19 protein-coding genes are annotated in these 22,180 nt (G+C 53.6%); 13 read left to right on the plus strand and 6 right to left on the minus strand.

The window, feature by feature from the left end; all coding sequences use genetic code 11:
• Positions 1 to 89: 89 nt before the first annotated feature.
• Positions 90 to 1,526, plus strand: a complete 1,437-nt coding sequence (gene degP / locus ACTJI7_RS14505; RefSeq protein WP_028015572.1) for a serine endoprotease DegP — start codon at positions 90 to 92, stop codon at positions 1,524 to 1,526.
• Positions 1,527 to 1,672: 146 nt separating this feature from the next.
• Positions 1,673 to 2,830 carry a DNA-binding transcriptional regulator CdaR gene (cdaR, locus tag ACTJI7_RS14510; protein WP_032644978.1) on the plus strand — a complete coding sequence of 386 codons (1,158 nt, stop codon included), beginning with the start codon at positions 1,673 to 1,675 and terminating at the stop codon, positions 2,828 to 2,830.
• 92 nt (positions 2,831 to 2,922) lie between these two features.
• Here the strand turns inward: cdaR and ACTJI7_RS14515 are convergent, their stop codons facing one another.
• The 3 genes from ACTJI7_RS14515 to ACTJI7_RS14525 form a co-directional block, all read right to left on the minus strand.
• A complete protein-coding gene (locus tag ACTJI7_RS14515; RefSeq protein WP_014168696.1) occupies positions 2,923 to 3,309 on the minus strand; it encodes a DUF3461 family protein in 387 nt (128 codons plus the stop codon).
• Between the two features lie 213 nt (positions 3,310 to 3,522).
• Positions 3,523 to 5,205: a hypothetical protein gene (locus ACTJI7_RS14520; protein ID WP_131701650.1), complete on the minus strand. Its 1,683-nt coding sequence runs from the start codon at positions 5,203 to 5,205 to the stop codon at positions 3,523 to 3,525.
• A gap of 9 nt (positions 5,206 to 5,214) precedes the next feature.
• Positions 5,215 to 5,751 (minus strand): hypothetical protein, encoded by a 537-nt coding sequence (locus ACTJI7_RS14525; protein WP_047363662.1) that lies wholly within the window; start codon positions 5,749 to 5,751, stop codon positions 5,215 to 5,217.
• A gap of 251 nt (positions 5,752 to 6,002) precedes the next feature.
• Here ACTJI7_RS14525 and ACTJI7_RS14530 point away from each other — a divergent pair, with 251 nt between their 5' ends.
• Positions 6,003 to 6,635, plus strand: a complete 633-nt coding sequence (locus ACTJI7_RS14530) for a DNA-binding protein (RefSeq protein WP_041911197.1) — start codon at positions 6,003 to 6,005, stop codon at positions 6,633 to 6,635.
• Here the strand turns inward: ACTJI7_RS14530 and dapD are convergent.
• The 3 genes from dapD to map all read right to left on the minus strand — a co-directional run bounded on the left by dapD (position 6,632) and on the right by map (position 11,021).
• Positions 6,632 to 7,456 carry a 2,3,4,5-tetrahydropyridine-2,6-dicarboxylate N-succinyltransferase gene (gene dapD, locus ACTJI7_RS14535; RefSeq protein WP_008501915.1) on the minus strand — a complete coding sequence of 275 codons (825 nt, stop codon included), beginning with the start codon at positions 7,454 to 7,456 and terminating at the stop codon, positions 6,632 to 6,634. The genes ACTJI7_RS14530 and dapD overlap by 4 nt on opposite strands.
• 32 nt (positions 7,457 to 7,488) lie before the next feature.
• A complete protein-coding gene (glnD, locus tag ACTJI7_RS14540; protein WP_008501914.1) occupies positions 7,489 to 10,164 on the minus strand; it encodes a bifunctional uridylyltransferase/uridylyl-removing protein GlnD in 2,676 nt (891 codons plus the stop codon).
• 62 nt (positions 10,165 to 10,226) lie between these two features.
• The gene (map, locus tag ACTJI7_RS14545; protein WP_028015578.1) at positions 10,227 to 11,021 is read right to left on the minus strand and encodes a type I methionyl aminopeptidase; all 795 of its coding nucleotides are present in this window, start codon (positions 11,019 to 11,021) and stop codon (positions 10,227 to 10,229) included.
• A 322-nt stretch (positions 11,022 to 11,343) separates the two neighbouring features.
• Here map and rpsB point away from each other — a divergent pair, with 322 nt between their 5' ends.
• The 10 genes from rpsB to skp all read left to right on the plus strand — a co-directional run bounded on the left by rpsB (position 11,344) and on the right by skp (position 22,178).
• Complete coding sequence (gene rpsB, locus ACTJI7_RS14550; protein ID WP_003856207.1) at positions 11,344 to 12,069, plus strand: 30S ribosomal protein S2; 726 nt, start codon at positions 11,344 to 11,346, stop codon at positions 12,067 to 12,069.
• 117 nt (positions 12,070 to 12,186) lie between these two features.
• Complete coding sequence (tsf, locus tag ACTJI7_RS14555; RefSeq protein ID WP_028015579.1) at positions 12,187 to 13,038, plus strand: translation elongation factor Ts; 852 nt, start codon at positions 12,187 to 12,189, stop codon at positions 13,036 to 13,038.
• Between the two features lie 150 nt (positions 13,039 to 13,188).
• Positions 13,189 to 13,914 carry a UMP kinase gene (gene pyrH / locus ACTJI7_RS14560; RefSeq protein ID WP_008501910.1) on the plus strand — a complete coding sequence of 242 codons (726 nt, stop codon included), beginning with the start codon at positions 13,189 to 13,191 and terminating at the stop codon, positions 13,912 to 13,914.
• Positions 13,915 to 14,081: 167 nt separating this feature from the next.
• Entirely contained in the window at positions 14,082 to 14,639 is a 558-nt protein-coding gene (frr, locus tag ACTJI7_RS14565; protein WP_003856180.1) for a ribosome recycling factor, read from the plus strand.
• 95 nt (positions 14,640 to 14,734) lie between these two features.
• Positions 14,735 to 15,934, plus strand: a complete 1,200-nt coding sequence (ispC, locus tag ACTJI7_RS14570) for a 1-deoxy-D-xylulose-5-phosphate reductoisomerase (protein WP_047367359.1) — start codon at positions 14,735 to 14,737, stop codon at positions 15,932 to 15,934.
• Between the two features lie 185 nt (positions 15,935 to 16,119).
• Entirely contained in the window at positions 16,120 to 16,878 is a 759-nt protein-coding gene (gene ispU / locus ACTJI7_RS14575) for a (2E,6E)-farnesyl-diphosphate-specific ditrans,polycis-undecaprenyl-diphosphate synthase (protein WP_028015581.1), read from the plus strand.
• Between the two features lie 12 nt (positions 16,879 to 16,890).
• Entirely contained in the window at positions 16,891 to 17,748 is an 858-nt protein-coding gene (gene cdsA / locus ACTJI7_RS14580; RefSeq protein ID WP_041911193.1) for a phosphatidate cytidylyltransferase, read from the plus strand.
• Between the two features lie 11 nt (positions 17,749 to 17,759).
• Positions 17,760 to 19,112, plus strand: coding sequence for a sigma E protease regulator RseP (gene rseP, locus ACTJI7_RS14585; RefSeq protein WP_041911192.1), 1,353 nt, complete (start codon positions 17,760 to 17,762; stop codon positions 19,110 to 19,112).
• A 31-nt stretch (positions 19,113 to 19,143) separates the two neighbouring features.
• Positions 19,144 to 21,561 (plus strand): outer membrane protein assembly factor BamA, encoded by a 2,418-nt coding sequence (gene bamA / locus ACTJI7_RS14590; protein WP_028015584.1) that lies wholly within the window; start codon positions 19,144 to 19,146, stop codon positions 21,559 to 21,561.
• 122 nt (positions 21,562 to 21,683) lie between these two features.
• Entirely contained in the window at positions 21,684 to 22,178 is a 495-nt protein-coding gene (gene skp / locus ACTJI7_RS14595) for a molecular chaperone Skp (RefSeq protein ID WP_014882635.1), read from the plus strand.
• Positions 22,179 to 22,180: the final 2 nt, after the last annotated feature.

Genomic DNA, 22,180 nt, shown 5'->3' on the forward strand with positions numbered 1-22,180 from the left:
CCATAAACTTATGGCCGGAACTAAGCGGTATAAAATGAATCTGAGTTACACAGCAATTTTGCGTTACCTGTAAATCGAGATTGAGAAACATGAAAAAAACCACATTAGCAATGAGTGCACTGGCTCTGAGTTTAGGTTTAGCGCTGTCTCCTCTGACTGCTACTGCAGCCGAGACCGCGTCGTCGGCAGCAACCGCGCAGCAGATGCCAAGCCTGGCACCGATGCTCGAAAAAGTGATGCCATCGGTGGTGAGTATTAACGTTGAGGGCAGCACGACCGTCAATACGCCGCGCATGCCGCGTAACTTCCAGCAGTTCTTCGGTGACAATTCACCGTTCTGCCAGGACGGTTCGCCATTCCAGAGTTCTCCGTTCTGTCAGGGCGGTGGCGCAGGGGATGACGGCCAGGGCGGCGGCCAGCAACAGAAATTCATGGCGCTTGGTTCCGGTGTGATTATTGATGCCGCAAAAGGCTACGTGGTCACCAACAACCACGTTGTGGATAACGCCAGCACCATTAAAGTACAGCTGAGCGATGGTCGTAAATTCGATGCTAAAGTGGTGGGTAAAGATCCGCGCTCCGACATCGCGCTGATCCAGATTCAGGATCCGAAGAACCTGACGGCGATTAAAATTGCCGACTCCGATGCGCTGCGCGTGGGCGATTACACCGTCGCTATCGGTAACCCGTTCGGTCTGGGTGAAACCGTGACCTCGGGTATCGTCTCTGCGTTGGGCCGTAGCGGCCTGAATGCGGAAAACTATGAAAACTTCATCCAGACGGATGCGGCCATTAACCGTGGTAACTCCGGCGGTGCGCTGGTGAACCTGAACGGCGAGCTGATCGGTATCAACACCGCTATTCTGGCACCGGACGGCGGTAACATCGGTATCGGCTTTGCTATCCCGAGCAACATGGTGAAAAACCTGACTGCTCAGATGGTGCAGTACGGCCAGGTGAAACGCGGTGAGCTGGGTATTATGGGTACCGAGCTGAACTCCGAGCTGGCGAAAGCGATGAAGGTGGATGCGCAGCGCGGTGCGTTCGTCAGCCAGGTTATGCCGAACTCCTCTGCAGCGAAGGCGGGCATTAAAGCGGGTGATGTGATCACCTCTCTGAACGGTAAACCGATCAGCAGCTTTGCCGCCTTGCGTGCGGAAGTGGGCTCGATGCCAATTGGCAGCAAAGTGACCCTTGGCCTGCTGCGTGACGGCAAACCGGTTAACGTAAGCCTGGAGCTGCAGCAGAGCAGCCAGAATCAGGTGGACTCCAGCACCATCTTCAGCGGAATTGAAGGCGCAGAGATGAGTAACAAGGGCCAGGACAAAGGCGTGGTGGTGAACAACGTGAAAGCAAATTCACCTGCTGCCCGTATCGGCCTGAAAAAAGGCGATGTGATCATGGGGGCTAACCAGCAACCGGTGAAAAACATCGCTGAACTGCGCAAAATTCTCGACAGCAAACCGTCCGTGCTGGCGCTGAATATCCAGCGCGGTGACACCTCAATTTACCTGCTGATGCAGTAATTCTCTTAAGCCCCTGTACGCAGGGGCTTTCTTGTTTCTGTGACGCCTACCGCAACTCCATACTTCCCCCTCTCACTTTGTGCATTCGCACAATGCAGTCGCTGTTGAACTTCCCTATGCTTGAGCTCTGCTCACAGGAGGGTTACATGGCTGGCTGGCATCTTGATACCAAAATGGCGCAGGATATTGTGGCGCGCACCATGCGCATCATTGATACCAATATCAACGTAATGGATGCCCGCGGGCGCATTATTGGCAGCGGCGATCGCGAGCGTATTGGGGAATTGCACGAAGGAGCCCTGCTGGTGCTCTCTCAGGGCCGCGTGGTTGATATCGATGATGCGGTAGCGAAACACCTGCACGGCGTGCGTCAGGGGATCAACCTGCCGCTGCGTCTGGAAGGGGAAATTGTTGGCGTCATCGGCCTGACGGGCGAACCGGAATCCCTGCGTAAATACGGCGAGCTGGTCTGTATGACGGCGGAAATGATGCTGGAGCAGTCGCGTCTGATGCATCTGCTTGCCCAGGACAGCCGTTTACGCGAGGAGCTGGTAATGAACCTGATTCAGGCGGAAGAACATACGCCTGCACTCAGCGAATGGGCGCAGCGTCTGGGGATCGATCTGAACCAGCCGCGCGTGGTGGCGGTGATTGAGGTCGATAGCGGACAGCTTGGCGTAGACAGCGCGATGGCCGAGCTGCAGCAGCTGCAAAATGCGCTAGCGACGCCTGAGCGCGACAACCTGGTGGCGATCGTCTCGCTGACGGAAATGGTGGTACTCAAACCCGCGCTCAATGCGTTCGGCCGCTGGGATGCGGAAGATCATCGTCGTCGCGTGGAACTGCTGATTTCACGTATGCAGGAGAACGGCCAGTTGCGTTTTCGCGTTGCCCTGGGCAATTACTTTACCGGGCCGGGCAGCATCGCCCGGTCCTGGCGTACCGCGCGCACCACCATGATGGTGGGCAAGCAGCGGATGCCGGAGAGCCGCAGTTATTTCTATCAGGATCTGATGCTGCCGGTGCTGCTCGACAGCCTGCGCGGCGGCTGGCAGGCCAATGAGCTGGCGCGGCCATTAGCGCGCCTGAAGGCGATGGACAACAATGGGTTGCTGCGCCGGACGCTGCAGGCGTGGTTTCGCCATAACGTGCAACCGCTGGCGACCTCAAAAGCGCTGTTTATTCACCGCAATACGCTTGAGTACCGGCTAAACCGGATCTCGGAGCTGACGGGGCTGGATTTGGGGAACTTTGACGACAGGCTGCTGCTCTATGTCGCCTTGCAGCTGGACGAACAGAGATGACTGAGTGCGGTCTGGTGCCCTCACCCCATCCCTCTCCCACGGGGAGAGGGCGCAAACACTAAAAACGGCAATCAGGGATTGCCGTTTTGCTTTTATTTCCGCGTTAATTTCTCAAGATCCGCTTCAATCTCGCTGATCTTGTTGGTGACAACGCTTTCAAGGTGACGCAGATCGTCGAGGATCTTACGCTTGAGATCGACTTCGGTGCGATCGCGCTGGCAAATCTGATCGAGTTCATCGATCACATAGCGCAGGTTAGGGCTGATTTCCTGCACCTCTTTGTACCCTTGTCCTACGCCGTCAGCGACGACGGTCTTACGCTGGCGTGGATATTTAAACTTCACGCTCTTGGCGAAAAACTCTCCTTTATCCTTGTGAAAATAGATTTTTAAAATGTCGTTGTTGGCTTCCTGGCGAAGGCTGTAACGATCGATTTCATCAGGATTGGTAATGCCCAGACTTTTCAGATTATCGTACATAGCGGTACCCTTATCTCAACATAACCTTTGAATAATTAATGAAAAAATTCCTTTTTGCCACCCTCATATATAAAAAAAGCGGGGTCGATCCTGATTACATTTCACTGAAATTACCGGGCAGGGAAGGTGCATTGCCCCCACTCGTTTATTGTTGTTTTTAACGACTACGTCAAGTGGAAATCATTTTAATACCAAAACCTGACGATCTGAGCGCTAGCGCAGTAAGGCGATGGAGGCCAGCATTTCGCTTTCCGTGGTGGCAATTTCCTGTTCCAACAGTTCGTCGATCCGCTGTTTTTTGATTGCCTGATTGACGCCGAACAGATCGAGCTTATCCAGCAGGAACATCACCAGCGCCGTAATCACGGCGGTCAGGACCGATGAGAGTAAAATGGGGAGCGGTCCTGGTAGACCAAGGCCGCTGAGCCATGACTCAAGGCCAATAGCGGCAAAGACGGAAAGAGAACCTGCTACAAGCTTAAGAATGGCATCGCCTTTTTGGGCCATACTGCTGTGTTTATCCCTGAGGATCGGTACCGTCTGCATCAGGACCTTAAAGCCTTCTTTTACCATCCGCATGATGTTTTTGAACACGCCAACGAAGCAGTTAACAATCCCTTCCAGCAGCATCGACACGAAATTTTTAATAAAGCCGACGGCAACATCTTTTAATAAAACGACAGCGTTTTTGAGAATGTGATCTTTCATGCGACCAAGACGAATCGACAGAGCCTGCGAAAAATCGCTCGCACCTACGCCAGCTTCAATACCGTGCGTTAAACAGCTGCGCAGCTCATAGTAAAGAGGCTTGATAATGAAGAGAATGAGATCGCCCAGCGACTGATGACCTGATGCCTGGGCCGCATCTTTCGCTAGAACTTTTTGGACGTCGCGATCCTTGCGGATATTATCAAATACGGTTTCATTGGTTTTGGTATCCATCGTTTGCTGCGCGATGTCCATTTTCTCGACCATCACCTGTCGCGTTTTGATTTCCTCTTCTGTCAGCGGATGCGCGACATCTTTTTTCCCTTTTTTGACAACTACAAAGCCCTGATCGATCTCCTGCTGGAGTTCTTCGCGGGTTTTAGCGAACTTACCGGTTTTCTCGCCACGGTTGTTTTGCATGCTGGTAACAGCATAATTTTCGTCAATATTGAGAATATTTTTGATGTCATCAAGCTTCAGAGCCTTGTTGCTTTTGAGGTTGTTGCATACTTCGGCGCACGAGACGACATGATCGACTTCGGCAGCCTGCTTCTGCTCTCCCTCGCTTTTCGCATGTTTTTTGTACTGGTAGATCGTGCCGTTACCATATTCATCCTCAGCGCGCAGACTACCGGAGAAATGGTTCTCTTTACGGGCCTTCATTTTTGCACCATCGCGCATGTTCAGAGAGTCGTTGTTGCGCGTCATTTCGCCGCCGTTAAACGACGATTGTTCAGAAAAACGGTCAATGTTTTGACGCTCGTTCAAGTGCTCGCTGTAGCTATCCAGCATAAAGGCATTTCTTTCGGGCGCTTCGTAACTGAACGCCCGGCACTCCTGGTACAGGCGGGACGGGGTAACACCTTGTCGGGTGCCGATATTGCAGGCGCGCATTGTGCCGTCGAGCAGGCTGAGAAACACGGGTTCGAGGATATTGTCGATGGCGCTGCCCGTTGAGATTACGTTCAGGCGGGCCATAACGTCGTCGTTGCTGACCGTCAGGTTGGCCCCCATGATCGCTTCGCGGTAAATGCTGCCGGTATCGCACCCCTTTATAAATGCAGCATCGACTTCTCCGGTCAGATGAGCTTTGATGGCGGACGCCGTCGCCACGGATTTTAGCGCAGGGGCATTCCGCACCTGTTGCAGCTTTTTCATTCTGGCGAGATGTGCATTAAGATTTGTCATCCGTCGTCCTCAGGCCGCAACCAGTAAGTTCCAGGAGGCCATAAAATCACTTTCGCTTTGTGTTCTTAGCTCATCCTGACTTGCCATCATGCCAACAATGAGGCTAAACCTCTCCAGGCTTTTCGCATCGTTAAGCTGATATTCATTTATAAGTGACCAAACCGTTGGCAGATTGGGCGGTGTTTCGACCATCTCGACGATCTTCTGCTGAACGGCTTGAGGTAACTTTTCCCGCGGAACAAGACCAGACACTGCATCATCCAGCAGGGCAATATTTTCCGCTGGGGTCTTGCCATTAGCCTTGATGCAGCATGTCCCCAGCGCATACGCCGCGAGGATAAAGTCATCCCGTTTACTGATATCGCGCATCTTGTCCGCCAGTTCAGTCTGGAGTTTTTTGATCTTTTCGGCATATTCAGCTTTTGCGATCTGCTGCCCTTCAGCAATCCCTTCGTCTTTGCCGTTATTTTTTCCCCATAAATACGTCCCGGCCAGAGTGACCAGACCTGCGATCCCCGCACCAATTATTTTGCCGTAATGACTCATTGCACGATTCCCGTTTATTGTCCGCAAGGCCAGATTATTATTTGCTGTTCACGAATAATATCGTTAATCCTGTTTTTCAACAAACCTATGTTTTAAAAGAAAAAATTTGCATTAAGTAACGAGGTGAACTTGCTTGTAAAGAGATTCATCATTGTTACTTCAGCTGAGAAAAGGCGAGCGAGACGGGTATTCAAAAGCGGGGAAATGAGGCAAAGTTATCGCACGAAAGCGTAGCCCGCGGGGATAATGACATGTCAGGACGCATTGATTATCAGATCGAAAAATACAGCTTTGGCGCCGCAGATGAGAGCCCAAGGCTCACGCACCAGTGGGCAGAAGTTGCCGCAGAGTGCCGCCAGCTAAAAGCGGGTGCGGAAGAGCGTTTACGTATTGCCTTACTGAACGTGGATTATGTCACCAGCTTCGAACTGCCGTTCCGACTGGTGCTGACCCGCGCCCCTCAGCTTATCGCCGGGCTGCGCGATGAGTTTCAGCTAAGCCAGAAGAACGTCATCTTTAACGGCAAGCGCTTTGGCTGCGTCTACAGCCTGAAAGCCGATCTCAATGCGATTCCTGAGGCTTTTCAGTACCGCATGAGCACCCGCATTCGGCGGATCGATCCCACCGGGCTTACTGCAGAGCCCTTCCGGCAGATCGCCAAAGAGGTAAAAGCGCCGCGTGAGCGACTGAAGCTGGCGCTGGAGTCGGGTCTGGCCGTGACGGCTCTCGACGGGCTTTTCTGGCTGGGGAGCCAGCGTATGGCGGCGGATATCGCAGGGTTGAGAAAAAAGGGAATGGCAATCGCCACTGCGGAAACGGACGTTTTTGATGATTACACCGGGACGCACAGGCGCGTCCCGGTTTATCAACGCGTCGGGGATTAGTCGATGGTGCGCAGCAGTTCGTTGATGCCCACTTTACCGCGGGTTTTCGCATCCACTTTCTTCACGATAACGGCACAGTACAGGCTGTATTTACCGTCTTTTGACGGCAGGTTACCGGAAACGACCACTGAGCCCGCCGGAACGCGACCGTAGTGCACTTCGCCGGTTTCGCGATCGTAAATGCGGGTGCTCTGGCCGATGTAAACGCCCATGGAGATCACGGAGCCTTCTTCCACGATCACGCCTTCAACCACTTCTGAACGCGCGCCGATGAAGCAGTTGTCTTCGATGATGGTCGGGTTAGCCTGCAGTGGCTCCAGAACGCCACCGATGCCGACGCCGCCGGACAGGTGAACGTTTTTACCGATCTGCGCGCAGGAACCGACGGTTGCCCAGGTATCGACCATGGTGCCTTCGTCAACGTACGCACCGATGTTCACATAGGATGGCATCAGCACGGTGTTGCGTGCGATGAATGCGCCCTGACGAACTGCCGCTGGTGGGACTACGCGGAAGCCTTCTTTCTGGAAACGCGCTTCGTCGTAATCCGCGAATTTCATTGGCACTTTATCGAAGTAGCGGCTTTCTGCTCCGTCGATAACCTGGTTATCGTTGATGCGGAAAGAGAGCAGCACGGCCTTCTTCAGCCATTGATGAGTAACCCACTGACCGTCGATTTTTTCTGCCACGCGCAGGGCGCCGGAATCCAGCAGGGAAATAACCTGGTTTACCGCTTCACGGGTCACGGTATCCACATTTGCCGGAGTGATCTCGGCGCGACGCTCAAAAGCGGACTCAATAACGTTCTGTAACTGCTGCATTGTTTACTCTTTCCATTTTACTAAAAAACACGTCACCCTTTATCGTTTGGATTGAGGGCTGCTGTCAACCGTTGTTGCACTTCAAGCTGCAGGTCATTATTAAGGGCACGCCGATCGGCGGTGGCGATTATAAATAAATCTTCTACTCGCTCGCCAATGGTTGTAATTCGGGCCCCATGAAGCGAAATTCCCAGATCGGCAAAAACCTGGCCGACGCGGGCAAGCAGCCCTGGCTGGTCGAGCGCGATCAGCTCCAGGAACGATTTACGGTCGGTGTGGGTCGGCAGGAAGTTGACCTCGGTATCGACGGTAAAGTGGCGTAACTTAGCCGGCTGACGGCGCGGCTGCGGTGGCTGCCAGCTGCGCTGCGTGATCGCCTGCTCCAGACCGAAGCGTATCCCTTCATGCCTGTCCGAGGACAGCGGGCTGCCGTCCGGCTCCAGCACAATAAAGGTATCCATCGCCATGCCGTCGCGGGTGGTAAAAATCTGCGCGTCGTGAACGCTCAGGTTACGCCTGTCCAGCTCGGCGCAGACGGCAGCAAACAGATAAGGCCGGTCCGGGCTCCAGATGAATATCTCCGTTCCGCCGCGCGTGGCCTGCGGGCTCAGCAGGATCATCGGTTGAGACAGATCGTGCTTCAGCAGGTGCCGCGCGTGCCAGGCAAGCTGGTTTGGGCTGTGGCGCACAAAATAGTTGGCACGGCAGCGGGCCCAAATCTGATGCAGCGCTTCTTCATCAATGTTATCCATCCGCAGCAGCGCCAGCGCCTGCAGCTGGTGATGACGCACACGCTCGCGCATGTCCGGGGTGTTTTGCATCCCGCGTCGCAGCTGTTTTTCGGTGGCGAAGTACAGCTCGCGCAGCAGGCTCTGCTTCCAGCTGTTCCACAGGGTCTCGTTGGTGGCGCAAATATCGGCCACCGTCAGGCAGACCAGATAGCGCAGACGGTTTTCCGTTTGAACTTCTTCGGCGAACTGCTTAATTACCTCAGGGTCCTGAATATCGCGACGCTGGGCGGTGACCGACATCAGCAGGTGATGGCGCACCAGCCAGGCGACCAGCTGCGTTTCGCGCGAATTGAGACCGTGCAGTTCGGCAAATTTCAGCACGTCCTGTGCGCCCAGCACCGAGTGATCGCCGCCGCGGCCCTTGGCGATGTCGTGGAACAGGGCGGCAATCAGGATCAGTTCCGGATGGGTCAGGCGCGGCCACAGCTCCACGCACAGCGGGTGGCGGGAGCGCGTCTCTTCTTTGGCAAAGCTTTCCAGCTTGAGCATCACGCGGATGGTGTGTTCATCCACCGTGTAGGCGTGGAACAGATCGAACTGCATCTGCCCAACGATGTGCGACCACTGCGGCATATAGGCCCACAGCACGCTGTGGCGGTGCATCGGCAGCAGCCCGCGGCTGACGGCACCCGGATGGCGGAGCATGCTCAGGAACAGCGAGCGCGCTTCCGGGATGTAACACAAAGGCTGCGTCAGATGGCGGCGCGCGTGGCGCAGATGGCGCAGGGTGGTGGAGTAGATCCCGGTGATGGTGCTGTTGCGCACCATGGTATAGAACATCCGCAGGATCGCTTCCGGCTCGCGGATAAACAGCGTTTCGTCGCGCAGATCGATAAGCGTGCCGCGCAGCTGGAATTCGTCATCAATCGGGCGCGGCTTTTCGTCGGCAGTCAGGGCCAGAATGGCCTCGTCGAACAGCTGCAACAGCATCTGGTTCAGCTCGGTGACCCGGCGGGTGACGCGGAAGAAATCCTTCATCATCTGCTCAACCGGCTCGTTGCCTTCGCCCTGATAGTTCAGCCGCTGCGCTACGCTGAGCTGACGGTCAAACAGCAGGCGGTTATCGTAGCGGGTCACTTCCAGATGCAGGGCAAAACGGATGCGCCACAGCAGGTGCAGACACTCGTTCAGCTCGTTACGCTCGGCCTCGGTCAGGAAGCCAAAGCCGACCATCTCGTCCATCGAGGTGGCACCAAAGTGGCGACGGGCGACCCACTGTAACGTGTGGATGTCGCGCAGGCCGCCGGGGCTGCTTTTAATATCAGGTTCAAGATTATAGCTGGTGCCGTGGTAGCGCTGGTGGCGCTGGTTTTGCTCCTCGACCTTGGCGGCGAAGAATTTCTCAGATGGCCAGAAGCCGTCGCTGAAAATATGCTTTTGCAGCTCCAGGAACAGCGCGACGTCGCCAATCAGCAGGCGGGTTTCAATCAGGTTGGTGGCGACGGTCAGGTCCGATAGCCCCTCCAGCAGGCACTCTTCCAGGGTGCGCACGCTGTGGCCCACTTCAAGCTTGACGTCCCACAGCAGAGTCAGCAGCTCGCCTATTTTCTGCGCCTGTTCGTCCGGCAGCTTTTTGCGGCTCAGGATCAGCAGGTCGATATCGGAAAGCGGATGCAGCTCCCCGCGGCCATAGCCCCCGACGGCAACCAGCGCGACGTCGCTCACCTGCCCGAAACCGTAGTCGATCCACAGACGCTGCAGGAGCTGGTCGATAAATTCGGTGCGCGCTTCGATGAGCTGCTCGGCAGAGACGCCCGCGTCGAACGCGCTGCCCAGCCAGCGGTGGAAAACATCCATATGGGCTTTTATGTGCGCGCAGGTCAGCTCGTGCGGCGGCCAGACGCCCGGGTTATCGGGCTGGTCGGGGAGGGTGGGAAGTGCTGTGTTAGCATACTGTTCGGGTAATAGATTACTCATCGTGCGCCACCCATAAGAAAAAGCTATCGCCATTAAAAAAGCCGGCATTTGCCGGCTTCTTATCACTCAATGTTCGTCAGTATCGCCGGGATGGTGTCATCCTTGCGCAACGTCATAATTTCGCAGCCGTTGTCCGTTACCACAATAGTATGCTCGTACTGGGCAGACAAGCTTCTGTCTTTGGTTTTCACCGTCCAGCCGTCTTTCATGGTGCGGATGCGGTAGTCACCGGCGTTGACCATCGGTTCGATGGTGAAGGTCATCCCTTTTTGCAGCACCACGCCGCCGTCATCAGCATCATAGTGCAGAACCTGCGGCTCTTCATGGAAGACGCGGCCAATGCCGTGACCGCAGTATTCGCGCACCACGGAGAAACCTTCCGCTTCCACGAATTTCTGAATTGCGGCACCGAGGGTGCGCAGGCGGATGCCCGGCTTAACCATTTTCAGCGCCAGGTACAGGCTCTCTTGCGTCACTTTGCACAGACGCTCGCCCAGAATCGTTGGTTTGCCAACGATGAACATCTTCGAGGTGTCACCGTGGTATTCGTCTTTAATGACGGTCACGTCGATGTTGACGATATCGCCATCTTTCAGCAGTTTTTCGTCGTCCGGAATACCGTGGCAAACCACTTCATTAATAGAGATGCAGACGGATTTCGGGAAACCGTGGTAGCCGAGACAGGCGGAAACCGCGTGCTGCTCGTTAACGATATAGTCATTACAGATGCGATCCAGTTCGCCGGTGCTGACGCCCGGCTTCACGAACGGCTCGATCATTTCCAGCACTTCCGCGGCCAGACGACCGGCGACGCGCATCTTTTCAATTTCTTCAGGTGTCTTAATAGAGATAGCCATGTAATCTGTCCATCGGTGTCGATTTTTTCGACAATACTAGTCTAAGTGTCGTCAATGGTATCAGTCAGGCACACCCCGTGCCAAATTGAGAATCATTAACAGCACACTCCGCCAACAACTGTTGGTTTCTGGTCGTGTTTTGTGGTATAAAGCGCGCCGGACTTCCGATCCATCTCAGATACACAGGCTGGACGGAAGCGACAAATCTCACTTTGTGTAACAACACACACGTATCGGCACATATTCCGGGGTGCCCTTCGGGGTCGGTAATATGGGATACGTGGAGGCATAACCCCAACTTTCAATATAGAGGTTTTAAAACATGGCAACTGTTTCCATGCGCGACATGCTCAAGGCTGGTGTTCACTTTGGTCACCAGACCCGTTACTGGAACCCGAAAATGAAGCCTTTCATCTTCGGCGCGCGTAACAAAGTTCACATCATCAACCTTGAGAAAACTGTACCAATGTTCAACGAAGCCCTGGCTGAGCTGAACAAGATCTCTTCCCGTAAAGGTAAGATTCTGTTCGTTGGTACTAAGCGCGCTGCAAGCGAAGCTGTGAAAGATGCTGCTAACAGCTGCGACCAGTTCTTCGTGAACCATCGCTGGTTGGGCGGCATGCTGACCAACTGGAAAACTGTTCGTCAGTCCATCAAGCGCCTGAAAGATCTGGAAACCCAGTCTCAGGACGGTACTTTCGACAAGCTGACTAAGAAAGAAGCGCTGATGCGCACTCGTGAACTGGACAAGCTGGAAAACAGCCTGGGCGGTATCAAAGATATGGGCGGCCTGCCAGACGCGCTGTTCGTAATCGATGCAGACCACGAGCACATCGCTATCAAAGAAGCTAACAACCTGGGTATCCCGGTATTTGCTATCGTTGATACCAACTCCGATCCGGACGGTGTTGACTTCGTTATCCCGGGTAACGACGACGCAATCCGTGCTGTTAGCCTGTACCTGAGCGCTGTAGCTGCTACCGTTCGTGAAGGCCGTTCCCAGGATCTGGCTTCTCAGGCGGAAGAAAGCTTCGTAGAAGCTGAATAATAAGGTTTTACCCCTTATTAGTACCGTGTATGAATAGGGGCCCATTATCGGCCCCTTTCTTCAATTTACACTGTTTGGCCTCCGGCCGGGCAGTTCACATCTCCCGAGGATTTAAGAATGGCTGAAATTACCGCATCCCTGGTAAAAGAGCTGCGCGAGCGTACTGGCGCAGGCATGATGGATTGCAAAAAAGCGCTGACTGAAGCGAACGGCGACATCGAGCTGGCAATCGAAAACATGCGTAAATCCGGTGCGATCAAAGCAGCTAAGAAAGCAGGCAACGTTGCTGCTGACGGCGTGATCATCACTAAAATCGACGGCACCTACGGCATCATTCTGGAAGTTAACTGCCAGACTGACTTCGTTGCTAAAGATGGCGGTTTCCAGGCATTTGCGAACAAAGTTCTGGACGCAGCGGTTGCTGGCAAAATCACTGACGTTGAAGTTCTGAAAGCACAGTTCGAAGAAGAACGTGTTGCGCTGGTTGCTAAAATCGGTGAGAACATCAACATCCGTCGCGTATCTTCCCTGGAAGGCGAAGTACTGGGTTCTTACCAGCACGGCGCACGTATCGGTGTTCTGGTTGCGGCTAAAGGCGCTGACGAAGAGCTGGTTAAACAGCTGGCAATGCACATCGCTGCAAGCAAACCAGAATTCGTTAAGCCAGAAGACGTGTCTGCTGAAGTGGTAGAAAAAGAGTACCAGGTTCAGCTGGACATCGCGATGCAGTCTGGTAAGCCAAAAGAAATCGCAGAGAAAATGGTTGAAGGCCGCATGAAGAAATTCACCGGCGAAGTTTCTCTGACTGGCCAGCCTTTCGTTATGGATCCAAGCAAGTCTGTTGCTCAGCTGCTGAAAGAGCACAACGCTGACGTAACTGGCTTCATCCGCTTCGAAGTGGGCGAAGGCATCGAGAAAGTTGAGACTGACTTCGCAGCAGAAGTTGCTGCAATGTCCAAGCAGTCTTAATGATTGAAAAGGAGCCGCCTGAGGGCGGCTTCTTTTTGTCACCCGTCACAGGAAATCAGACAGGCTCCAGTATCGCCGTGCTGATTTGCGGCATATTATGTCGCCAGAATTAACTCCCATCTTAATCGTTGACAGTCTCAGGAAAGAAACATGGCTACCAATGCAAAACCCGTGTACAAACGCATTCTGCTTAAGCTGAGTGGCGAAGCGCTGCAGGGATCGGAAGGCTTCGGTATTGACGCAAGCATCCTTGATCGCATGGCACAGGAAATCAAAGAACTGGTCGAACTGGGTATCCAGGTTGGCGTGGTCATTGGCGGTGGCAACCTTTTCCGTGGTGCTGGTCTGGCGAAAGCGGGAATGAACCGCGTTGTGGGCGACCACATGGGTATGCTGGCAACCGTGATGAATGGCCTGGCAATGCGTGATGCGCTCCATCGCGCCTACGTGAATGCCCGCCTGATGTCCGCGATTCCCCTGAATGGCGTATGCGATAATTACAGCTGGGCAGAGGCCATCAGCCTGCTGCGCAACAACCGCGTGGTGATCCTCTCCGCCGGTACGGGTAACCCGTTCTTTACCACCGATTCCGCTGCCTGCCTGCGCGGTATCGAAATTGAAGCCGACGTGGTGCTGAAAGCGACCAAAGTAGACGGCGTGTTTACTGCCGACCCGGCAAAAGATCCTTCTGCGACCATGTACGATCAGCTGAGCTACAGCGAAGTGCTGGATAAAGAGCTGAAAGTGATGGATCTTGCCGCCTTCACGCTGGCTCGCGACCACAAACTGCCGATCCGTGTCTTCAACATGAACAAGCCTGGCGCACTGCGTCGCGTGGTCATGGGCGAAAAAGAAGGCACTTTGATCACGGAATAATTTCCGTCGACGATAAATACAGGTAAGATTCCGCTTTACTTTGTAGTGGTATCTTACCTGGACGCGCCTTTGGCGTTGTCATGAATTAAACGCGACTATACTTAGCACACCTGTAGCGCTGTGCTGGCGGATAGTCTGCCTGAGACAAGTTTTCAAGGATTCGTAACGTGATTAACGACATCAGAAAAGATGCTGAAGTACGCATGGACAAATGCGTAGAAGCGTTCAAAAACCAAATCAGCAAAATCCGTACTGGCCGTGCTTCCCCAAGCCTGCTGGATGGCATCATCGTAGAATACTACGGTACGCCAACCCCTCTGCGTCAGCTCGCGAGCGTGACGGTTGAAGATACCCGTACGCTGAAAATCAACGTCTTCGATCGCTCTATGAGCCCGGCCGTTGAGAAAGCGATCATGGCTTCTGACCTGGGTCTGAACCCAAGCTCAGCGGGTGCTGACATCCGCGTTCCGCTGCCTCCGCTGACGGAAGAGCGTCGTAAAGATCTCATCAAAGTGGTTCGCGGTGAAGCTGAGCAGGGTCGTGTTTCCGTGCGTAACGTGCGTCGCGATGCGAACGATAAAGTGAAAGCACTGCTGAAAGAAAAAGAGATCAGCGAAGATGACGATCGTCGTTCTCAGGACGACATTCAGAAAATGACCGACGCTGCCATCAAGAAAATTGATGCGGCGCTGGCAGAAAAAGAAGCGGAACTGATGCAGTTCTGATTTCTGTCGTACACTGATAAACGCCGTTCAGAGGGACTTCGGGTCTTGCTGGCGGCGTTTTGCTTTTATCTGGTCTAACTTTTTTCGGGCATCTCATGAAGCATTTAACACTCCTCGGCTCAACCGGTTCCATTGGTTGCAGTACTCTCGACGTCGTCCGCCATAATCCTGAACTTTACACCGTGACAGCGCTGGTGGCCGGTAAGAATGTGCAGCGTATGGTCGAGCAGTGCCTGGAGTTTATGCCCCGCTATGCGGTGATGGATGACGAAGAGGGCGCGCGCCTGCTAAAAGCCCAACTGCGTGAGAAGGGCAGCCGAACCGAGGTGCTGAGTGGCCAGCAGGCGGCCTGCGAGATGGCGGCGCTGGATGAGGTTGACCAGGTTATGGCGGCCATTGTCGGCGCAGCCGGGCTGCTGCCGACACTTGCTGCGATCGATGCCGGTAAAGATGTTTTGCTCGCCAATAAAGAGTCGCTGGTGACCTGCGGACGTCTGTTCATGGACGCGGTAAAACAGCGCGGGGCGCGTCTTTTACCGGTCGACAGCGAGCACAACGCCATTTTTCAGAGTTTACCGCAACCTTTTCAACAGAACCTGGGGTACGCTGACCTGGAGCAGAATGGCGTTGTGTCGATTCTGCTTACCGGGTCTGGTGGCCCGTTCCGTGAAACGCCACTGTCTGAACTGCGCGCAATGACGCCGGATCAGGCGTGCCGTCATCCGAACTGGTCAATGGGGCGTAAAATCTCCGTGGATTCTGCCACCATGATGAACAAAGGTCTGGAATACATTGAAGCGCGCTGGCTGTTTAATGCGTCGGCGAAACAGATGGAAGTACTGATCCACCCGCAGTCGGTGATTCACTCGATGGTGCGCTATCAGGATGGCAGCGTGCTGGCACAGCTCGGCGAGCCGGATATGCGTACGCCTATTGCTCATTCAATGGCATGGCCGAACCGGGTGAAATCCGGCGTGAAGCCGCTTGATTTCTGTAAGCTCAGTTCTCTGACGTTCAGTGAACCAGACTACGATCGTTATCCTTGTCTGAAGCTTGCAATGAACGCCTTTGACCAGGGGCAGGCGGCGACGACGGCACTGAATGCAGCCAATGAAATTACCGTTGACGCATTTCTGAATCAGCAGATCCGTTTTACCGATATCGCGTCCTTAAATTTATCGGTACTGGAAATGATGGATTTGCGCGAGCCACAAAGCGTGGAAGAGGTGCTGGCGGTGGATACAGCTGCTCGTGATATTGCGCGTAAACAGGTGACACGTCTCGCAAGCTGGTGATAAAGCAAGCACTAGTGGTCGTGCTATTTGTTAGCGTTGGGCTTCAGTGATATAGTCTGCGCCACCTGATCGCAGGAATTTGACTTTATGTGGTCAGGTAAGCCGTGGTTTGACACGGCTTTTTTATGTACAGGCTTAAGTATTCCTGAGTACCGTTAAATCCTTTCAGGGACAAAAAACGCGTTATGTTGTCTGCGAATCAACCAATAAGCGAAAACTTGCCAGCTCATGGCTGCCGTCATGTAGCAATCATTATGGATGGCAACGGGCGCTGGGCGAAAAGACAAGGGAAAATACGAGCCTTTGGGCATAAAGCGGGAGCGAAATCTGTTCGCCGCGCCGTCTCTTTTGCCGCCAATAACGGCATTGATGCGTTAACGCTCTATGCTTTTAGCAGTGAAAACTGGAATCGACCTCCGCAGGAAGTGACTGCGTTGATGGAATTGTTCGTGTGGGCGCTAGACAGCGAAGTAAAAAGCCTGCACCGCCACAACGTTCGCCTGCGCATCATTGGCGATACCAGTCGTTTTAACTCACGTTTGCAGGAGCGGATTCGTAAAGCAGAAGCGCTGACGGAAAATAATACCGGTCTGACGCTCAACGTTGCGGCGAATTACGGTGGACGCTGGGATATTATCCAGGGCGTTCGGCATCTGGCCGAACAGGTTCAGGAAGGGCTGTTGAGACCCGACCAGATTGATGAAGAGGCGCTGAGCAAGCAAATCTGCATGAATGAACTGGCACCTGTGGATTTGGTAATTAGGACAGGGGGGGAACATCGCATAAGTAACTTTCTGATATGGCAAATTGCCTATGCTGAACTTTACTTTACGGATGTTCTCTGGCCCGATTTTGATGAACAAGACTTTGAAGGTGCGCTGCATGCCTTTGCCAATCGAGAGCGTCGTTTCGGCGGCACCGAGCCAGGTGGCGACAAAGCCTGATGGGGGTAGCTTTTGCTGAAGTATCGCCTGATTTCCGCTTTTGTTTTAATACCCATTGTCATTGCGGCGCTGTTTTTACTGCCCCCGGTGGGATTCGCCATTGTCACGCTGGTAGTGTGCATGCTTGCCGCGTGGGAGTGGGGACAGTTTAGCGGCTTTACCTCGCGCAGCCAGCGAGTATGGCTTGCGGTACTCTGTGGCTTTATCCTGGCCATAATGCTGTTTACGTTGCCTGAATATCACCATGATATTCATCAACCGCTGGTTGCCGGCTCCTTGTGGATGTCGTTGGCCTGGTGGGTTGTTGCGCTGTTACTGGTGCTTTTTTATCCAGGTTCGGCCGCAATCTGGCGTCATTCAAAAGTGCTGCGACTGATTTTTGGTTTGCTCACCATTGTTCCGTTTTTCTGGGGCATGGTCGCGCTGCGCGCCTGGCACTATGACGAAAATCACTACAGCGGTGCGATCTGGCTGCTTTATGTGATGATTCTCGTCTGGGGGGCTGACTCCGGGGCCTATATGTTTGGTAAACTGTTTGGCAAACATAAGCTGGCACCAAAAGTTTCGCCGGGGAAAACCTGGCAAGGCTTCATCGGCGGCTTGTTTACGGCAGCGATCATCTCCTGGGGCTATGGCGTCTGGGCAGATCTGGCCGTGGCACCATCAATACTGCTGGTGTGCTCGATTTTTGCTGCACTTGCCTCAGTGCTCGGTGATTTAACCGAAAGTATGTTTAAGCGTGAAGCAGGGATTAAGGACAGCGGACATCTTATTCCAGGGCATGGCGGTATACTGGATCGCATTGACAGCCTGACAGCGGCTGTTCCAGTATTTGCTTGCCTGCTTTTACTGGTATTCGGGACGATTTAACGGAAGGTTTTATGCTGAGCATTCTCTGGAATCTGGCGGCGTTCATTGTTGCACTGGGTGTACTGATTACCGTGCATGAATTTGGCCATTTCTGGGTTGCTCGCCGTTGCGGTGTGCGGGTAGAGCGATTCTCCATTGGTTTTGGCAAATCACTCTGGACGCGCACCGATCGTCACGGCACGGAATTTGTCATCGCCCTTATCCCGCTTGGCGGCTACGTCAAAATGCTCGACGAACGTGTTGAGCCTGTCGCTCCCGAACTGCGACACAGTGCGTTTAACAACAAAACCGTTGGACAACGCGCCGCTATCATCGCTGCCGGACCGGTAGCCAACTTCATCTTTGCGATTTTCGCTTACTGGCTGGTGTTTATCATCGGCGTCCCTGGCGTGCGTCCGGTAGTGGGGGATATTGCCCCTGACTCCATCGCGGCGAGTGCGCAAATTACCTCCGGGATGGAACTTAAAGCGATTGATGGCATCGAAACCCCTGATTGGGATGCCGTGCGACTGCAGCTGGTAGCCAAAATTGGCGATCCGCAGACAACTATCAGCGTATCGCCGTTTGGGTCAGACGCGCGTCAGGACAAAGTACTGGATTTACGCCACTGGCGTTTCGAGCCAGACAAAGAGGATCCCGTCGCTGCGCTGGGCATTCGTCCCCGCGGCGCGCAGATTGAGCCGGTATTAGCCGAAGTACAGGCAAATTCGGCGGCGAGCAAAGCGGGTTTGCAAGCTGGCGACAGGATCGTTAAAGTCGATGGTCAACCATTAACAGAGTGGATGACCTTTGTTACTCTGGTGCGCGATAATCCGGGGACGTCCCTCGCGCTGGAAGTTGAAAGGCAAGGCAGTCCGCTTTCGCTGACGCTGATCCCGGATACGAAGTCGGTCGGCAAAAAGGCAGAAGGGTTTGCAGGCGTTGTGCCAAAAGTGATCCCGCTGCCAGATGAGTACAAGACAATACGCCAGTATGGGCCGTTTAGCGCCATTCTTGAAGCCACGGATAAAACATGGCAACTGATGAAGCTGACGGTCAACATGTTGGGGAAATTGATAACCGGTGATGTGAAACTGAACAACCTCAGTGGGCCAATCTCGATTGCTCAGGGGGCTGGGATGTCAGCGGAGTTCGGGGTGATTTACTATCTCATGTTCCTCGCGCTTATTAGCGTGAACCTTGGGATTATCAACCTGTTCCCGCTTCCCGTTTTAGACGGGGGTCATCTGCTGTTTTTAGCGATTGAAAAGCTAAAAGGCGGGCCGGTATCCGAGCGAGTTCAAGACTTTAGTTATCGCATTGGCTCGATTTTGCTGGTGCTGTTAATGGGGCTTGCACTTTTCAATGATTTCTCTCGGTTGTAAGAGAGTTAGTTAGGAAGAACGCATAATAACGATGGCGATGAAAAAGTTGCTCATAGCGTCGCTGCTGTTTAGCAGCGCCACCGTATACGGTGCTGACGGGTTCGTAGTGAAAGATATTCATTTCGAAGGCCTTCAGCGTGTCGCCGTTGGTGCGGCCCTCCTCAGTATGCCTGTGCGCCCCGGCGATACGGTTAATGATGAAGATATCAGTAACACCATCCGTGCTCTGTTTGCCACCGGCAACTTTGAGGACGTCCGCGTCCTGCGCGATGGTGATACGCTGCTGGTACAGGTAAAAGAACGTCCAACGATCGCCAGTATCACTTTCTCCGGCAACAAGTCGGTGAAAGATGACATGCTCAAGCAAAACCTTGAAGCATCGGGTGTTCGTGTGGGTGAATCTCTGGACCGCACAACCCTTTCAGACATTGAAAAAGGTCTGGAAGACTTCTACTACAGCGTCGGTAAATACAGCGCCAGCGTGAAAGCGGTTGTCACTCCGCTCCCGCGTAACCGTGTTGACCTGAAGCTGGTCTTCCAGGAAGGTGTTTCTGCGAAGATCCAGCAGATCAACATCGTGGGTAACCACGCGTTCAGCACCGACGAACTGATCTCGACCTTCCAGCTGCGCGATGAAGTGCCGTGGTGGAACGTGGTTGGCGATCGTAAATACCAGAAACAGAAGCTGGCGGGCGACCTTGAAACCCTGCGCAGCTACTATCTGGATCGCGGTTATGCCCGCTTCAACATCGACTCGACTCAGGTCAGTCTGACTCCGGACAAGAAAGGTATCTACATTACGGTTAACATTACTGAAGGCGATCAGTACAAGCTTTCTGGTGTTGAAGTGAGTGGTAACCTGGCGGGGCATTCTGCTGAGATCGAATCGCTGACCAAAATTCAGCCGGGCGATCTGTACAGCGGATCCAAAGTCACCAAAATGGAAGACAGCATTAAGAAGCTGCTCGGCCGCTATGGTTATGCCTATCCGCGCGTACAAACTCAGCCGGAAATCAACGATGCGGATAAAACCGTTAAGCTGCACGTTAACGTTGATGCGGGTAACCGTTTCTACGTGCGTAAGATCCGCTTCGTCGGTAATGACACCTCTAAAGACTCCGTTCTGCGTCGTGAAATGCGTCAGATGGAAGGGGCGTGGCTGGGCAGCGACCTGGTCGACCAGGGTAAAGAGCGTCTGAACCGTCTGGGCTATTTTGAAACCGTAGATACTGAAACTCAGCGTGTACCGGGCAGCCCGGATCAGGTTGATGTCGTTTATAAAGTGAAAGAGCGTAACACCGGTAGCTTTAACTTCGGCGTGGGCTACGGCACGGAAAGCGGCGTGAGTTTCCAGGTAGGCGTCCAGCAGGATAACTGGCTGGGTACGGGTTACTCTGTTGGTATTAACGGTACCAAAAACGACTACCAGACCTACTCTGAGTTCTCCGTTACCAACCCATACTTCACCGTTGACGGTGTGAGCCTGGGCGGTCGTATCTTCTATAACGACTTTAAAGCGGATGATGCAGATCTGTCTTCCTACACCAACAAAAGTTACGGTGTGGACGGAACGCTTGGCTTCCCGGTTAACGAATACAACACCCTGCGAGCGGGCTTAGGTTACGTGCATAACGACCTGTCCAACATGCAGCCGCAGGTGGCGATGTGGCGTTATCTGGATTCCATCGGCCAGTCGGCGAGTACCTCCAGCGATGACAACGGTTTTGCTGCAGATGACTTCACCTTCAACTATGGCTGGACCTACAACCGTCTTGACCGCGGTTTCTTCCCAACGGAAGGCTCTCGCGTTAACCTGAACGGTAAGGTGACCATTCCTGGTTCCGATAACGAGTTCTACAAGGTGACGCTGGATACCGCGTCCTACTTCCCGATTGATGACGATCACAAGTGGGTGGTGCTGGGTCGTACCCGTTGGGGCTATGGTGACGGTATCGGCAGTAAAGAGTTGCCGTTCTATGAGAACTTCTACGCGGGTGGTTCAAGCACCGTGCGTGGCTTCCAGTCTAACAACATTGGTCCGAAAGCGGTTTATTACGGCGGTAATGATGAAGATAACTGCGCAAGCCGTGATCCAAAACAAGTATGTAGCTCTGATGATGCGGTAGGCGGTAACGCCATGGCCGTGGCCAGCCTGGAGTTCATCACCCCAACGCCATTTATCAGTGATAAATACGCGAACTCCGTACGTACGTCCTTCTTCTGGGATGCGGGTACGGTGTGGGATACCAACTGGGAGAATACTGCCCAGATGCGCGCGGCTGGCGTTCCAGACTATAGCGATCCGGGCAATATTCGCATGTCTGCCGGTATCGCATTACAATGGATGTCACCGCTGGGGCCGTTGGTCTTCTCCTACGCCCAGCCGTTTAAGAAATACGATGGAGACAAAGCGGAGCAATTCCAGTTTAACATTGGTAAAACCTGGTAATAATCCGCTGCAATGGAATGCGTTGGCAGTGTAGCGCTGACAACCGGCGATCGGTAAAACGGTCGCCTTGCCACGCAAAGAACGGTACCTTCTGGTGCCAATGGGATGGTAAGGAGTTAATTGTGAAAAAGTGGTTATTAGCTGCAGGTCTCGGTTTAGCGATGGCAACTTCTGCTCAGGCAGCAGACAAAATCGCAATCGTCAACATGGGTAATTTGTTCCAGCAGGTCGCTCAGAAAACAGGTGTTTCTGCGACTCTGGAAAACGAATTCAAAGGCCGTGCGAGCGAACTGCAGCGTATGGAAGGCGATCTTCAGTCCAAAATGCAGCGTCTGCAGCGTGATGGTTCTACCATGAAAGCAAGCGATCGCAGCAAACTGGAAAAAGACGTTATGGCTCAGCGCCAGACCTTCTCCCAGAAAGCGCAGGCTTTCGAGCAGGATCGTCAGCGTCGTTCTAACGAAGAGCGTGGCAAGCTGGTGACTCGCATTCAAACTGCTGTTAAAGCAGTTGCTGCCGATCAGAGCATCGATCTGGTTGTTGATGCGAACGCCGTTGCTTTCAACAGCAGCGATGTTAAAGACATCACCGCTGATGTTCTGAAACAGGTCAAATAAGT

Origin of the sequence: Enterobacter sp. 22499, from assembly GCF_052044815.1 — a bacterium.
Classification (GTDB): domain Bacteria; phylum Pseudomonadota; class Gammaproteobacteria; order Enterobacterales; family Enterobacteriaceae; genus Enterobacter; species Enterobacter bugandensis.

What these genes read in the sequence shown, in the direction of transcription:
- cdaR (WP_032644978.1), top strand. Translation starts at nt 1,673, where the DNA reads ATGGCTGGCTGGCATCTTGATACCAAAATGGCGCAGGATATTGTGGCG.
- ispC (WP_047367359.1), top strand. Translation starts at nt 14,735, where the DNA reads ATGAAGCATTTAACACTCCTCGGCTCAACCGGTTCCATTGGTTGCAGT.
- map (WP_028015578.1), bottom strand. Translation starts at nt 11,021, where the DNA reads ATGGCTATCTCTATTAAGACACCTGAAGAAATTGAAAAGATGCGCGTC.
- rpsB (WP_003856207.1), top strand. Translation starts at nt 11,344, where the DNA reads ATGGCAACTGTTTCCATGCGCGACATGCTCAAGGCTGGTGTTCACTTT.
- ACTJI7_RS14525 (WP_047363662.1), bottom strand. Translation starts at nt 5,751, where the DNA reads ATGAGTCATTACGGCAAAATAATTGGTGCGGGGATCGCAGGTCTGGTC.
- rseP (WP_041911192.1), top strand. Translation starts at nt 17,760, where the DNA reads ATGCTGAGCATTCTCTGGAATCTGGCGGCGTTCATTGTTGCACTGGGT.
- degP (WP_028015572.1), top strand. Translation starts at nt 90, where the DNA reads ATGAAAAAAACCACATTAGCAATGAGTGCACTGGCTCTGAGTTTAGGT.
- pyrH (WP_008501910.1), top strand. Translation starts at nt 13,189, where the DNA reads ATGGCTACCAATGCAAAACCCGTGTACAAACGCATTCTGCTTAAGCTG.
- tsf (WP_028015579.1), top strand. Translation starts at nt 12,187, where the DNA reads ATGGCTGAAATTACCGCATCCCTGGTAAAAGAGCTGCGCGAGCGTACT.
- ACTJI7_RS14530 (WP_041911197.1), top strand. Translation starts at nt 6,003, where the DNA reads ATGTCAGGACGCATTGATTATCAGATCGAAAAATACAGCTTTGGCGCC.
- ACTJI7_RS14520 (WP_131701650.1), bottom strand. Translation starts at nt 5,205, where the DNA reads ATGACAAATCTTAATGCACATCTCGCCAGAATGAAAAAGCTGCAACAG.
- ACTJI7_RS14515 (WP_014168696.1), bottom strand. Translation starts at nt 3,309, where the DNA reads ATGTACGATAATCTGAAAAGTCTGGGCATTACCAATCCTGATGAAATC.
- ispU (WP_028015581.1), top strand. Translation starts at nt 16,120, where the DNA reads ATGTTGTCTGCGAATCAACCAATAAGCGAAAACTTGCCAGCTCATGGC.
- dapD (WP_008501915.1), bottom strand. Translation starts at nt 7,456, where the DNA reads ATGCAGCAGTTACAGAACGTTATTGAGTCCGCTTTTGAGCGTCGCGCC.
- glnD (WP_008501914.1), bottom strand. Translation starts at nt 10,164, where the DNA reads ATGAGTAATCTATTACCCGAACAGTATGCTAACACAGCACTTCCCACC.
- bamA (WP_028015584.1), top strand. Translation starts at nt 19,144, where the DNA reads ATGGCGATGAAAAAGTTGCTCATAGCGTCGCTGCTGTTTAGCAGCGCC.